Source organism: Alteraquisediminimonas sediminicola (genome assembly GCF_019740335.1).
GTDB classification, from domain to species: domain Bacteria; phylum Pseudomonadota; class Alphaproteobacteria; order Sphingomonadales; family Sphingomonadaceae; genus Alteraquisediminimonas; species Alteraquisediminimonas sediminicola.
In genome coordinates this window covers 599,329-613,161 of the sequence record NZ_JAHXZS010000001.1, presented here as the reverse complement: position 1 = coordinate 613,161, position 13,833 = coordinate 599,329, and the positions used below count along the sequence as shown (strand labels likewise).

Genomic DNA, 13,833 nt, shown 5'->3' with positions numbered 1-13,833 from the left:
ATAAGTATCTGCTATAGCAGTAGTTCATCAGGGTGAAAGGTACGAAGTAATGGTAGCGAAACTGTTCACAAACGCGTTGCTGGTGTCGGTGGCGTTGTTGGGCGCGACGCCGGTCATTGCACAGGTCGCCTCGCCCACGACCACGATCCCGGTAAGGGTCGACAAGCTGGAAAAGGAAATGCGCGCGGTGCAGCGCAAGGTATTTCCGGGCGGCGCGGGCATGACGGTGGAGGCGCAGGTGACGCCGACGGCACCGACAGCGGCGGGTGTACCGGCATCGAGCCTGATTTCGGACATGACGACCCGCGTTGATGCGCTGGAGCGGCAACTTGCGACGCTGACCGGGCAGGTCGAGCAGCAGGGTTTCCGCCTCAAGAAAATCGAAGATGCGATGGCCGCGCAGAAATTGGCGGCCGATGCGGCGGCAGCGGCGCTGGCACCGGTGACGGCTGCGCCATCCTCTGTGGCGGCGACTGCCAAGCCTGCGGCGCAGGCGGCGGGCGTGGCGGGGGCGAGTGCCGCTGCGACGACAGCTGCGATGGCCAGTAAACGGCCCCCCAGCGGCGATCCGGCAGAGGATGGTTATCTCACCGGCTATGATCTGTGGGAAGCCAAGGATTATGCCGGGGCGCAAAAGTTGTTGAGCGATGTGGTGAAGAAATATCCCAAGCACAAGCGTTATAGCTATGCCCAGAATTTGCTCGGTCGCGCCTATCTTGACGAGGGCAAGCCGGTGACGGCGGCGAAGGTGTTTCTGGAAAATTATCGCACCAACCCGCAGGGCGAACGCGCGGCGGATAGCCTGTATTTCCTTGGCGTGACATTGATCGAGCTGAAGAAATTGCCGGATGCGTGCAAGTCGTTCGATGAATTGCAGGCGGTCTATGGCGCGAATTTGCGCGATTATCTCAAGCAGCGCCTGCCGGTCGCCCGCAAGGAAGCGCGCTGTGGCGTTTGACGCGGATCTTCCCAATGAGCCCTTGGCCCAAGGCCTTGGGCGTTGGGTAGATCGCTTTCGCAAGGATCTGGAACTGATCGACGATCTCGATCCGGCCTTGCTGAAACAGCCGGGCGGGATTGCGGTGTCGGGCGGGCCGGACAGCATGGCGCTGATGTGGCTGATGTATCGCATCCGTCATGGCGGCGTGCGGGTGGTGTCGCTCGATCATAAATTGCGGCCCGAAAGCGCCGAAGAGGTGCGGCGGGTGGCCGAACAGGCACGATTGTTCGGCCTGCCGCATGATATTTTGATGGCGGAATGGCCGGACGGGCCGCCGACCGCCAATATTCAGGACGAGGCCCGCAAGGTCCGCTATCACGCGCTGGCGCGTTGGGCCGCCGAACATAATATCGCGTGGATCATGACGGCCCATCATGCCGATGATCAGGCGGAAACCATGGTCATGCGGCTGGTGCGCGGTTCCGGCCTGTCGGGATTGAGCGGCATCAGGCGGATGCGCCGCGCCGGACCGGCGATGCTGGTGCGTCCATTGCTGGACTGGCGCAAGGCCGAGCTGCACCAATTATGCGAAGAAGCGAAGATTCCGGTCATCCTCGATCCGTCGAATGAAGATGAGCGCTACGACCGCACCCGCATGCGCAATATGCTGGGCCAGCCGGGCATGCCCGATGCGGTCGGGTTGGCGGCGACGGCGGATCGGCTGGCAGGCGCGGATGAGGCGTTGGCTTGGGCGACGGATCAGGTGGTCCGCACGCGGTGCAGCTGGCCGGGGGATGGCTGTCGTTTCGATGTCGCGGACCTGCCTGATGAACTGGTGCGGCGTGCCTTGGTGCAGATTGTCGCGCATTTTGGCGGTGAAGTGCGCGGCCAAGTGGCGCATCGTGCGATGCTGGCGGCGCGTAGAGGTGAGGTGGTGACGCTGGGCGCGGTCCAGTTGCGGCCCGGTGAAACCTGGCTGTTGCGGAAACTCGACACGGAATCTTCACCAATCACCGCTTAACTGATGTTCAGCCATTGAGTTTATCGCTGCGCTGCCTATCTTCATGAGCTGAAAGGTAGCTCTTAACATGCAAGATGAACGCGATCCCACCCCGACGCCCAATCCCTGGATGCGCAGCCTCGCCATTTGGGTCGGTATTTTGGCGGCAATGGTGCTGGTCGTCTCCCTGTTTGAAGGCGGTCGGACCGACGCTTCAGGGTCGAACATCGCCTATTCCGAATTTCTGAAAAAGGTCGATGACGGTAATATTCGTCAGGTCGAAATCGCGGGCGAGGTCGTGACCGGCACGTTGAGCGATGGCAAGACGTTCAAGACCGTCAATCCTTCCGATGCCCGTCTGGTGGACCGGCTGACCGAAAAGCAAGTCGCGTTCCGCGCCAAACAGGCCGAGGAACCGAGCCTGTTGATGTATATCCTCTATCAGACCTTGCCGTTCCTGCTGCTGCTGGGCCTTGGCTTTTTCGTCATGCGTCAGATGCAGAAAAATGCGGGTTCCGGCGCGATGGGCTTTGGCAAATCGCGGGCGAAGATGCTGACGGAAAAGCAGGTGCGGGTGACGTTCGAGGATGTCGCGGGCATTGATGAGGCGCGTGAGGAATTGCAGGAAATCGTCGATTTTCTGCGGGACCCGGGCAAATTTTCGCGTTTGGGCGGTAAAATCCCGAAAGGCGCGTTGCTCGTCGGTTCGCCGGGGACCGGCAAGACCTTGCTGGCGCGCGCAATTGCGGGCGAGGCCAAGGTGCCGTTTTTCACCATTTCCGGTTCGGACTTTGTGGAAATGTTCGTCGGCGTCGGCGCGAGCCGGGTGCGCGACATGTTCGATCAGGCCAAGAAATCCGCGCCGTGCATCCTGTTCATCGACGAAATCGATGCGGTCGGTCGCCATCGTGGCGCAGGGCTTGGCAATGGCAATGATGAACGCGAACAGACGCTCAATCAGTTGCTGGTCGAGATGGACGGGTTCGAGGCCAATGAAGGCATCATCATCATCGCCGCGACCAACCGTCCGGATGTGCTTGATCCGGCATTGCTGCGGCCCGGTCGCTTTGACCGTCAGATCGTCGTGCCGCGCCCGGATATCGAGGGGCGCGAGAAGATTCTCGCCGTCCATATGAAGAAGATCCCGCTCGCGCCCGATGTCGATGCCCGCACGATAGCGCGCGGCACGCCCGGCTTTTCGGGCGCTGACCTTGCCAATCTCGTCAACGAGGCGGCGCTGATGGCAGCGCGGCGTGGCAAGCGTCTGGTCGCGATGGCGGAATTTGAAGCCGCCAAGGACAAGGTGATGATGGGGACTGAACGCAAGTCCATGGTCATGACCGAAGATGAAAAGAAGATGACCGCCTATCATGAAGCGGGCCATGCGATTGTCGCGATGCACGAACCGGCATCGGACCCGATCCACAAGGCGACGATCATCCCGCGCGGTCGTGCGCTGGGTATGGTCATGCGCCTGCCAGAGCGTGACAGCTATTCCTATCATCGCGACAAGATGCACGCGAATATGTCGGTCGCCATGGGCGGTCGCGTCGCGGAAGAGTTGATCTTCGGCTATGACAAGGTGTCGTCTGGCGCATCGGGCGACATTCAATATGCGACCAAGCTCGCCCGCGATATGGTGACGCAATGGGGCATGTCGGACAAGCTCGGCCCGTTGCAATATGAAGAGCCACAGGGCGAAACCTTCCTCGGCTATTCGCAATCGGCCCGCGTCCATATGTCGGATGAAACGGCCAAGACGATCGATACGGAAATCCGGCGGATCGTTGATGGCGGCTATGACAAGGCGAAAGAGGTCTTGAGCCAGCATATCGACGAGCTACATGCACTCGCCAATGCGTTGCTTGAATATGAGACCCTGTCTGGCGACGAGATCAAATCCTTGCTGGCGGGCGAGGGGATTGGTCGGCCCGATAGCAATGCGGCCAAGCCTGTCGCGCCAACGGGTGGGGGGTCCTCCATTCCCAAGTCGCGCCGTTCGGGCGGTCTTGGCGGCGCGGCGCCGATGGGCGCGTAACCGTTGCAATATCCCGGCCCCGACGATCATGCATCGCCGGGGCCGATCTTTTTGGGGGATAAGTTGATGTCTGGTTTTCGTCGCGCGCATTTGATGGCCATTCCGTTGGCGTTTGCGGTGTCATCCTGCGGGATCAATTCTGTCCCGACCCGTGAAGAGGCGGTCAACGCCGCATGGGGCAATGTCGAGGTGGAATATCAGCGGCGCAACGACCTGATTCCGGGCCTTGTGGCGACGGTGAAGGGCTTTGCCGCGCAGGAAAAATCGGTGCTGGTCGCCGTGACCGAGGCGCGGGCCAAGGCATCATCGATCCAGATCAAGGCCGAGGATTTGAGCAATCCTGAGAAAATGGCGCAATTTGAGCAGGCGCAGGGCCAATTGGGGGCGTCATTGGGGCGTTTGCTGGTGACATCGGAGCGTTATCCGGACCTGAAATCGAACCAGAATTTCCTGACCCTGCAAACCGAATTGGCGGGGACCGAGAACCAGATCAGCATCGCACGGCGCGATTATAATGCGGCGGTGCAGGACTATAATATCACGATCCGCACCTTCCCCGATATGATGGCGGCCAAGCTGATCTATGGATCAAAGCCGAAAACGCCGTTCAAGGCGACCTCTGTTGGGGCGGAAAATGCGCCGAAGGTGGCGTTCTGACGGCTGTGATGGCCATGAATGCCATGACGGCGATGACAGCCATGATGACGAGGGGGCGCGGGCTTCGCACTTCGGCTGCGGGGATGGTGTTGGGCCTGATGTTGATGTTGTGCGTCTGGCCGATGCTGGCGCTTGCTGCGGACAATGCTGCGGCCATGAATTTTCCGCCCCTTACCGGGCGGGTGGTCGATACGGCAGAGATGATCGGCCCGGCGACTGAGGCCACATTGACCGAGGATCTGGCGGCGCTGGAGCGTGATAAGGGCATGCAGTTCGTGATCGCGACTATTCCGTCGCTGCATGGCCAGACGATTGAGAATTACGGTTATCAGCTCGGACGGCATTGGGCGATTGGCCGCAAAAAGGTCGATGACGGGGTGATTTTGTTGGTCGCGCGCGATGATCGCAAGTTGCGGATCGATGTCGGCTATGGCCTGACGCCGGTGCTGACGTCCGGCCTTTCGGGCCTGATTATCCAACAGGCGATTTTGCCCCGGTTTAAACAGGGCGATTTCAGCGGCGGGATCAAGGCCGGGGCGGGTGAAATTATCACGCAATTGCGTCTGCCTGCGCCCGCCGCCGAGGCCCGCGCCAAACGGATCGTGGCGGCGCAGAAAGAGGCGGAGGCACAGTCCGCCCAGATGAATTCGATCTTCACCTTTGTCTTTGTCGCGATTGTGTTGTTCGTGCTGTTTCGTGCGCGGCGCGGCATGGGGCAATTTTATCGCCAAGGCGGGATGCCGGTGGTGATTTGGGGACCGGGCCTTGGTTCGGGTGGATTTGGCGGCGGTTTTGGGGGTGGCGGTTTCGGCGGCGGTGGATTTGGCGGCGGCGGATTTTCTGGCGGCGGCGGTAGTTTTGGCGGTGGGGGTGCTTCAGGGGGATGGTAGGACAATATCTGGAAGACAAGTCGCGCGCCCATTTGGCGGCAGCGATTGCGCGCGCGGAAAGCGGCACCAGTGGCGAGATTCTCGTAGTCAGCAACGAATTGTCCGACAGCTATCATGATGTCGGCCTGCATTATGCCATTGGCGTGATGTTTTTGAAGCTGGGCGCGATCTGGGCGATGGGACCAGAGCGGCTGCATCGGGTGATGGTCTATTTCTGGGGCTGGAACGGGCCAAGCGGCTATTATCAGATGCTCGGCACGTTGTTTTGCACGCTTGTGCTGACGTTCCTGATCGTGCGTTATGCGATGGCGTGGATGCCGGTGCGGTTGAAGCTGACGCCGCGTTCGACCAAGCGCCGCCGGGTGCGCCGCCGTGCCTTATTGTTGTTCAATGCGATGGCGCGGGGCAAGACCAGCGGCCATACGGCGGTGCTGCTTTACCTTTCCACGGGCGAACATATGGCCGAATTGGTGGCGGATCAGGCGATTCATGGCAAGGTCGATCCGGCGATTTGGGGCGATGCGATGGCCGCGCTGGTCGATGCGCTGCATGACGGGCGGATGGTCGATGGGTTGATTGCGGCGGTCGACCGGATCGGGATCGTGCTGCATCAATATCTGCCGATTGGCGCGGATGATGTGAATGAATTACCGGATCGGATTGTCGAGCTTTGACCGGTCAGCCCATTCACAACGCCTGGGAAGGCAAATACATCACGGTCAAGGTTGATGGCACATGGGAATATGTCAGCCGGTCGCATAATATGGGCGCGGCGGTGATCCTCGCGATTGATGACGGCCATGTGTTGCTGGTCGAGCAATATCGCGTGCCGTTAAAGCGCAATTGCCTTGAACTGCCCGCGGGTTTGGTCGGGGATGCCGGTGTGCCGGAAGACAGCGTGGATGCGGCGCGGCGCGAGCTGGAGGAAGAGACCGGCTATCGCGCCGAGGTGATGACCGAAATCGGGCAGTTTTATTCATCCCCCGGCATGGTGTCGGAATGTTTCACGCTGTTTCGGGCGAGCGGCCTGACCCGCGTGCATGCAGGCGGCGGGACGGAGGATGAGGCGATCGTCGTGCATCGCGTACCCTTGGCCGAGATAAGCGCATTTGTGGCCGCCAAACGCGCCGAAAATGTCGGGATTGATGTGCGGGTGATGTCGTTATTGGCGATGGCCGGGGCTTTGGGACTTTGATGGACCAGAAATCGGCTTCGTTTCGGGTGATTTGCGCATGATTCGCATCTGATTTGCAGCTGCCTACTGGTGTCGATGGATTTGCTCGTTATAAGGCTGAATCACATTATCCGAAGACTTTCAGGGGACCGGAATGAAGGCGACAATCGAACGGGCAAATTTGTTGAAAAGCCTGAGTCACGTGCAGTCCGTCGTTGAACGGCGCAATACGATTCCGATCCTTTCCAATGTTCTGATCGAAGCCGGTAGCGGCGGTCTGCGCCTGATGGCGACCGATCTTGATTTGCAGATCGTGGAACAAGTACCTGCCGATGTCGAAGTCGAAGGCGCGACCACCGTATCCGCCCATATGCTGTTCGACATTGCCCGCAAATTGCCGGAAGGTTCGCAGGTCAGCCTGTCCGCCGCCGATGGCAAATTGGCGATTGTGGCCGGGCGTTCGCGCTTCAACCTGCCGACATTGCCGCGCGACGATTTCCCGATCATCGCCGAGGGCGATCTGCCGGTGGCTTTCACCTTGCCGGTGGAAACGCTGAAGATCATGATCGACAGCACCCGCTTCGCGATCTCGACCGAGGAAACCCGTTATTATCTCAACGGTATTTTCTTCCATGTCACCAATGAGGGCGAGCCTTCGTTGCGGGCAGCGGCGACCGATGGTCACCGTTTGGCCCGGGTGACGATGGAACGTCCCGATGGCGCGGAATCGATGCCGGACATCATCGTGCCGCGCAAATGCGTCGCTGAAATTCGTAAATTGCTCGATGAAGTCGATGGCAATGTCGAATTGTCGATGAGCGCATCGAAGATTCGCTTTGACCTTGGTTCGGCGGTGCTGACCAGCAAGCTGATCGACGGGACTTTCCCGGATTACAGCCGCGTCATCCCGACCGCGAATGACAAATTGCTCAAGATCGATCCCAAGAGCCTGATGGCGGGCGTCGATCGCGTGGCGACGATTGCGTCGGAAAAGACCCGCGCGGTCAAGGTGTCGCTGGAGCGCGATCGCGTGATCCTGTCGGTGACCTCGCCGGAAAACGGGACGGCGGCCGAAGAACTGGCGAGCGATTACACCGCCCCTGCGATGGAGATCGGTTTCAACGCGCGCTATCTGATGGATATTCTCAGCCAGATCGAAAGCGATCTTGTCGAGGTGCATCTTGCCGATGCGGCGGCCCCGACCTTGATCCGCGAGCATGATAAATCGCCCGCGCTCTATGTGCTGATGCCGATGCGGGTCTGATCCCGTATTACAGCTTTATGGAAAAAGCCGCGTACCGGGGGAACCCAGTGCGCGGCTTTTTTTTAATTCTTCTTCAGCAGGTTCGCGAGTGCGCCGAATGGTCCGGCTTCGCCTTCCGACAAGACGCCCGCCGCTTTCAATACGGCATCGGCATTGGGGCTGCGCGGGAAGGGATCGAGCGCGAGATAGAGGGTGTCGGCCAGCGCCTCGCCAAGGTCGAACTGGCTGCCGGTATATTCGATCGTGTCGCAATCCTCGGCATCAAGCTCGATTTCTTCCTCGAAATCCTCGCCAAGATCGGTCGCATGGCGAAAACGCAGGTTGAATTCTGTGTCGATGGTGACGGGCAGTTCATCGCCCGTTGCCACGCAACGCTGCGCGAGTTCGCCGCGAAGCGTGCCTTGGGCGTGAATGCCATCGGCTTGTGCGCGCAGGGTCAGGGTCGCGCCGATATGATCGAGCCTTGGCAGGTCGAAGCGCTTGGCTAGCGCCGCGCGTTCGGTTTCATTGGCGGCCAAAGTAATGACGCGCCCTTCCGGGCTGGCCTGTCCGGCCTCGATCACATAGGACCATTCGGGGCTGTTGTCGGTCATTATTGCACCCATTCACCACGGACCAAGGCCGCGCTTTCCATCTGATTGAGCGCCGCATTCAGGCGCTGCAATTCCTGTTCTACAAAGGCCAGCGCCGCTGGTGTCGGCGCAGCGTCGCGCCAGACATTGCGGACCAGCACGTTCGCCAGCGGTTCCTTGCCAGCGAGCGCATCGCGGATCGCGGCGATGCGGCCACCGAGCAGGGCCATCATCTTGCCGATATGCTTGCCCACGACAATATCGCCAATGCCCATTTCGCGCAGCTGACCATCCATGTCGTCGACAAATAATTCCGTGAGCCGTGCCCCGGCTTCGCCCATTTCTTGCCCGTCCTTTTCAAACCGGAGCAAGATGAGCGCAGTGACGGTGGCGACCATTTCGAAACGGCCTTCGACCGTATCGGGGACAGCGCCTTCGATGTAATAAGCGGGTAGCCGGGCATGGCTGACAATGGCCCGATAAAGGGCAGTTGGGCGTTCATCCCGGATTGAACGACCGAACAGGCGACTGAAAAAAGACAAAAGGGCCTCCCATGATGCAGCGCGAGCTTGCCTGACGGGCTCATAAGCGCATATTGAGCGAAAGCAATGCCGGTGCAACGGGTGAATGACCCGAACCCGCCCGGCCACGGAGTGTTAATGATGAACCTGTATTCCCGACCGATCCGTTTGGCGTTGGCGATGCTTGTAGTGACGACGATTGCCACTGGCTGCACCCGCATTCGGGATCACAAGGGTTTCGTTGGCGAACAGGCGTTGGTGACCGGCATTCAGGCGGGCATCGACAATCGCGATTCGGTGGAACATACGCTGGGCCGTCCGACTTTCGTCAGCCAGTTCGACAAGAATGTCTGGTATTATGTGTCGCGCGACACCAAGCAGATTGCCTTCCGCAATCCCAAGCCGGTCGACCAATATGTGCTGACCGTTCAATTCGATCAGGCCGGCAATGTCGCGTCGGTCAACAAGACCGGCAAGGAACAGATTGTCAGCCTGACGCCGGATGACGATCGCACCCCGACCTTGGGCCGCGAACGTGGCTTTTTCCGCGAATTGTTCGGCAATATCGGCACGGTCGGCGCAGTTGGGCAGGGCGGCGGCTCTGCGGATAATCCTAATTAATCCAACGTCAGCACGGTTGATCGGTTTTTCACATGGATGATGTTGCGGTGTTGTTGGGCCGGGTGGCGGATGCGCTGGAACGGCTTGCGCCGCCCTTGGCAGTGATGGCCGATGCGGGTGCGGGGCCAGCCTATGTCTGGCGGCATCACATGCTGCATGCGGCCACGCATTTTTCGCCACTGCCGCTGGATGTGCTGACAGGGATTGATCCGCAAAAATCGGTGTTGCTGGAAAATACCGAGCGGCTGGCGGCGGGCCATGCGGCGCATGATGCCCTGTTATGGGGATCGCGCGGCATGGGCAAATCGGCCTTGGTCAAGGCGGTGGTCGGCGCGTGTCAGCGGGACGGCAAGGATGTAGCGTTGATCGAGGTATCGGGTGATTCGCTCGATAGCTTGCCGGATCTGTTTCGGATCATCGCCGATACATCGCGTTGTTATGTGCTGTTTCTCGATGACGTCGGCTTTGAAGAGCAGAGCGCCGCGCCCCGATTGCTGCGGTCGTTGCTGGAAGGTGGGGCCGAGGCCCGGCCCGCCAATGCGCGGCTCTATGTGACGTCCAATCGTCGCAACATCGTGCACCGCGACATGCGGGAACAGGATGATCCGATCAACATGCGCGATGTGGTCGATGACCGGCTGGCGCTGGCCGACCGATTTGGCCTGAGCCTTGGCTTTCATGCCTGTGATCAGGATCATTATGTCGCGATGGTTGCGGGCTATGCGGTACGGCTGGGGCTGGAGTTCGATCCGCTGGATGCGATCCAATGGGCGACCCAACGCGGGGCGCGTTCCGGGCGCATTGCGTGGCATTATGTGCAGGAACTGGCCGGACGCGCCGGGCGGAGCGTTGCGGGGCTTTAAGCCTTAACGGTGGCGCGGACGCAGGCGAGGGGCAGCGCGCCATAGACATGGGGAAATAATGCCCCACCGCGCGAAACTTCCCAGCGCACCAGATCGCCCAATATGCCAAGGTCAATTTCCGCGATCACCAGCCCGGTCTGACCGGCGAAATGCTTGTCCATTGTCGCCTGCACCTGATCGGCGGCGGACAGGTGGATATAGCCATCATGCAGATCGACCGGCGCGCCATGGAACATGCCGTCCGCGACAAATTGCGCCCATTGATCCGCAGTTAAAATCTTGAAGGCAATAGGCGGCATATCGGTCATCGGCAGATCTTGTCCCGGAACAGCGCCCATTCTTCGCAATTCTGGCCATCCGGCAAATGGCAGATGCCGACATCGCCATTGGGGGTAGAGCGAATGTCCAGCCTGCCACCCTGTGCGCCGCAATAGACCGAGGCCGGATTGGCGAGCGATACCGGCGTGGCCGGGGAGGGCAGCGGGGGCGAGGTTTTGGACTGACAGGCCGGGAGCATCAGCATCCCGGCCATTATCAATATTGCTTTGAAATCAGGCGTCGCCACCATCTTCATTGCCATTTTCATGTTCACTCTCCAACGCAACATTACCATCGATGGCATCTTCAACAGCGTCTTCGTCGCCATCTTCGTCCTTGTCGATCCGCGCGGCGGAGACGACATGTTCATCATCGGCGACGTTGAACAGGCGGACGCCTGCCGAACCGCGACCGATCACGCGCATCGTATCGAGCGGCAGTCGGATCATCTTCGCCTGATCGGTGACGAGCAGTAATTGCTGGTCCTTCGATGCCGGGAAGCTGGCGACAACCGTGCCGTTGCGGGCGATATTGTCGATATTGGTGATCCCCTGACCACCGCGACCGGTGCGGCGATATTCATAAGCCGACGAGATCTTGCCATAGCCATTGGCGCAGACGGTGAGGATGAATTGTTCCCGTTCCGCCATTTGCGCCATGAGGTCAGCAGGCAAGGTCGGTTCGTTTTCATTATCCTTCCACGGGGCTGCGCGGAGATAGGCTTCGCGCTGTTCCTGATCCGCGCCCGAACGATGCAGGATCGACAGCGAGATAACCTCGTCATCGCCCTTCAGGGTCATGCCGCGCACGCCGGTCGAGGTCCGGCTCTGGAATTCGCGGACATCGGTGCCTTCAAAGCGGATCGCCTTGCCCGCGCGGGTGGCGAGCAGCACGTCATCTTCTTCGGTGAGGAGCGCAACGCCAATCAGGCGGTCGGCGCTGTCATCGTCGAAGCGCATCGCGATCTTGCCGTTCGACGGAACGTTGGTGAACGCGTCCATCGAGTTACGGCGCACCGTCCCCTTGGCGGTGGCGAACATGACATGGAGTTTGCTCCATTCATTTTCGTCTTCCGGCAATGGCAGCACGGTGGAAATGGTTTCGCCCGCCGCCAAGGGCAGCAGATTGACCATCGGGCGACCGCGCGTGGCCGGGCCGCCTTCCGGCAGCTTCCAGACCTTCATGCGATAGACCTTGCCATGGGTCGAGAAGAACAGCACCGGCGTATGCGTGCTGGTCACGAACAATTCGGTGACGACGTCTTCGTCCTTGGTCGACATTGCCGAACGGCCTTTGCCGCCGCGTTTCTGTGCGCGGAAGGCCTCCAATGGGGTGCGCTTGATATAGCCGCCCATGGTGACGGTCACGACCATTTCTTCGCGTTCGATCAGGTCTTCATCGTCGATATCGGACCCGCCGATAGTGATTTCCGAACGGCGCGGGGTTGAAAATTCGCGGTCGATGGCGTCGAATTCTTCCAGCATCACCTCATAGAGGCGGACGCGGTTGCGCAGGATTTCGAGCAGTTCTTCGATGCTGGCGGCGAGCTTTTTCAACTCGTCGCCGATTTCGTCGCGACCCAAGGCCGTCAGGCGATGGAGGCGCAGATCGAGGATCGCGCGGACCTGTGTATCGGACAGGCGATAGCTATCGCCGCCCACATCCAGCTCAACCGCCTCAACCAGCGCAATATATTGTGCGATTTCGGCGACCGGCCATTCGCGGGTGAGCAATTTTTCGCGCGCTTCTGCCGGGCTGGAGGAGCCACGGATGATGCGGACGACTTCATCGAGATTGGTGACGGCAATGACGAGACCGAGCAAGATATGTGCACGGTCACGAGCCTTCATCAGTTCGAACTTGCAGCGGCGCGTGATCACTTCTTCGCGGAATTTGACGAAGGATTCGATGATGTCGCGCAGCATCAATACTTCCGGACGACCGCCGCGAATGGCGAGCATATTGGCCGGGAAGCTGCATTGCGCCGGGGTGTGCCGCCATAATTGGTTGAGCACGACATCCGGGGTGGCATCGCGCTTCAGATCGATGACGATGCGGACGCCTTCGCGGTTCGATTCGTCGCGAATGTCGCTGACGCCTTCGATCCGCTTATCCTTGGCGGCTTCGGCGATCTTTTCGACCAGACCGTTTTTGCCGACCTGATACGGAATGGCCGTCAGCACGATCGAACGACGGTCGCCACGGCCTTCTTCGACCACATGGCGCGAACGCATCATGATCGAACCCTTGCCGGTGGTGTACGCATTGCGCGCGCCACCCTTGCCGAGGATCAGGCCGCCGCTCGGGAAATCGGGGCCGGGGACGATCTCGTGCAGTTCTTCGGACGTGATCAGCGGATTGGCGATATAGGCGCGGCAGGCGGCCAGCACTTCGCCGAGATTGTGCGGCGGAATATTGGTGGCCATGCCGACGGCGATGCCGCCCGCGCCATTGACGAGCAGGTTCGGGAAGCGGGCAGGCAGGACCTGCGGTTCGCTTTCCGAGCCATCATAGTTGGACTGAAAGTTGACGGTGTCCTTGTCGAGATCGTCGAGCAGGCTGTTCGTCACCCGCGCAAGACGGGCTTCCGTGTAACGCATGGCGGCGGGCGGATCCGGGTCCATCGAACCGAAGTTCCCCTGACCGTCGATGAGCATGACGCGCATCGACCAATCCTGCGCCAAGCGCGCCAAGGCGTCGTAAATCGCGCTATCGCCATGCGGGTGATATTTACCCATCACGTCGCCGACGATGCGGGACGATTTGCGATAGGGCTTGCCCGCGACATAGCCTGCCTCATGGCACGCGTAGAGAATGCGGCGATGCACCGGCTTCAAACCATCGCGCACATCAGGCAGCGCGCGCGACACGATAACGGACATGGCATAGTCGAGATAGCTCGACTTCATCTCGTCAACGATGTTGATCGGGCTGATGTCCGAAGGGGCGGCGAGTAATGTCTCGTCGGTGCTCAA

Annotated in this window: 15 protein-coding genes; 10 read left to right on the top strand and 5 right to left on the bottom strand. The window is 60.1% G+C overall.

Going from position 1 to position 13,833, the window contains the following annotated elements:
* Positions 1 to 49: 49 nt before the first annotated feature.
* The 8 genes from K6117_RS03045 to dnaN all read left to right on the top strand — a co-directional run bounded on the left by K6117_RS03045 (position 50) and on the right by dnaN (position 7,963).
* Positions 50 to 958: a tetratricopeptide repeat protein gene (locus tag K6117_RS03045; RefSeq protein ID WP_221792257.1), complete on the top strand. Its 909-nt coding sequence runs from the start codon at positions 50 to 52 to the stop codon at positions 956 to 958.
* On the top strand, positions 948 to 1,961 hold the full coding sequence (gene tilS, locus K6117_RS03040) for a tRNA lysidine(34) synthetase TilS (RefSeq protein ID WP_221792256.1): 1,014 nt from the start codon (positions 948 to 950) through the stop codon (positions 1,959 to 1,961). The genes K6117_RS03045 and tilS overlap by 11 nt, the downstream gene beginning before the upstream one ends.
* Before the next feature lie 67 nt (positions 1,962 to 2,028).
* The gene (gene ftsH / locus K6117_RS03035; RefSeq protein ID WP_221792255.1) at positions 2,029 to 3,978 is read left to right on the top strand and encodes an ATP-dependent zinc metalloprotease FtsH; all 1,950 of its coding nucleotides are present in this window, start codon (positions 2,029 to 2,031) and stop codon (positions 3,976 to 3,978) included.
* Positions 3,979 to 4,044: 66 nt separating this feature from the next.
* Positions 4,045 to 4,635: a LemA family protein gene (locus tag K6117_RS03030; protein WP_221792254.1), complete on the top strand. Its 591-nt coding sequence runs from the start codon at positions 4,045 to 4,047 to the stop codon at positions 4,633 to 4,635.
* A gap of 32 nt (positions 4,636 to 4,667) precedes the next feature.
* A complete protein-coding gene (locus K6117_RS03025) occupies positions 4,668 to 5,525 on the top strand; it encodes a TPM domain-containing protein (RefSeq protein ID WP_246604782.1) in 858 nt (285 codons plus the stop codon).
* Positions 5,519 to 6,199 carry a TPM domain-containing protein gene (locus K6117_RS03020; protein ID WP_221792253.1) on the top strand — a complete coding sequence of 227 codons (681 nt, stop codon included), beginning with the start codon at positions 5,519 to 5,521 and terminating at the stop codon, positions 6,197 to 6,199. The genes K6117_RS03025 and K6117_RS03020 overlap by 7 nt, the downstream gene beginning before the upstream one ends.
* The gene (locus K6117_RS03015) at positions 6,196 to 6,720 is read left to right on the top strand and encodes an NUDIX hydrolase (protein WP_246604781.1); all 525 of its coding nucleotides are present in this window, start codon (positions 6,196 to 6,198) and stop codon (positions 6,718 to 6,720) included. The genes K6117_RS03020 and K6117_RS03015 overlap by 4 nt, the downstream gene beginning before the upstream one ends.
* 133 nt (positions 6,721 to 6,853) lie before the next feature.
* Positions 6,854 to 7,963, top strand: coding sequence for a DNA polymerase III subunit beta (gene dnaN, locus K6117_RS03010; protein WP_221792252.1), 1,110 nt, complete (start codon positions 6,854 to 6,856; stop codon positions 7,961 to 7,963).
* Positions 7,964 to 8,025: 62 nt separating this feature from the next.
* Here dnaN and K6117_RS03005 read toward each other — a convergent pair whose 3' ends face one another.
* Both K6117_RS03005 and K6117_RS03000 read right to left on the bottom strand, forming a co-directional pair.
* A complete protein-coding gene (locus K6117_RS03005; protein WP_221792251.1) occupies positions 8,026 to 8,556 on the bottom strand; it encodes a YceD family protein in 531 nt (176 codons plus the stop codon).
* Entirely contained in the window at positions 8,556 to 9,077 is a 522-nt protein-coding gene (locus tag K6117_RS03000; protein WP_246604780.1) for a ubiquinol-cytochrome C chaperone family protein, read from the bottom strand. The genes K6117_RS03005 and K6117_RS03000 overlap by 1 nt, the downstream gene beginning before the upstream one ends.
* A 117-nt stretch (positions 9,078 to 9,194) precedes the next feature.
* On the opposite strand from K6117_RS03000, the gene K6117_RS02995 reads away from it, so the two are divergent.
* Together K6117_RS02995 and K6117_RS02990 are read left to right on the top strand one after the other, a co-directional pair.
* On the top strand, positions 9,195 to 9,677 hold the full coding sequence (locus K6117_RS02995; protein WP_246604779.1) for an outer membrane protein assembly factor BamE: 483 nt from the start codon (positions 9,195 to 9,197) through the stop codon (positions 9,675 to 9,677).
* Between the two features lie 32 nt (positions 9,678 to 9,709).
* Positions 9,710 to 10,540 (top strand): ATP-binding protein, encoded by an 831-nt coding sequence (locus K6117_RS02990; RefSeq protein ID WP_221792250.1) that lies wholly within the window; start codon positions 9,710 to 9,712, stop codon positions 10,538 to 10,540.
* On the opposite strand, the gene K6117_RS02985 is transcribed toward K6117_RS02990, so the two are convergent.
* From K6117_RS02985 to gyrA, 3 genes are read right to left on the bottom strand one after another with little or no spacing between them, the layout of a single operon-like run.
* Positions 10,537 to 10,848 (bottom strand): DUF952 domain-containing protein, encoded by a 312-nt coding sequence (locus K6117_RS02985; RefSeq protein WP_221792249.1) that lies wholly within the window; start codon positions 10,846 to 10,848, stop codon positions 10,537 to 10,539. The two genes, K6117_RS02990 and K6117_RS02985, sit on opposite strands and share 4 nt — an antisense overlap.
* Entirely contained in the window at positions 10,845 to 11,126 is a 282-nt protein-coding gene (locus K6117_RS02980; protein ID WP_246604778.1) for a putative hemolysin, read from the bottom strand. Before K6117_RS02980 ends, K6117_RS02985 begins: the two co-directional genes overlap by 4 nt.
* Entirely contained in the window at positions 11,092 to 13,833 is a 2,742-nt protein-coding gene (gene gyrA / locus K6117_RS02975; RefSeq protein WP_246604777.1) for a DNA gyrase subunit A, read from the bottom strand. Before gyrA ends, K6117_RS02980 begins: the two co-directional genes overlap by 35 nt.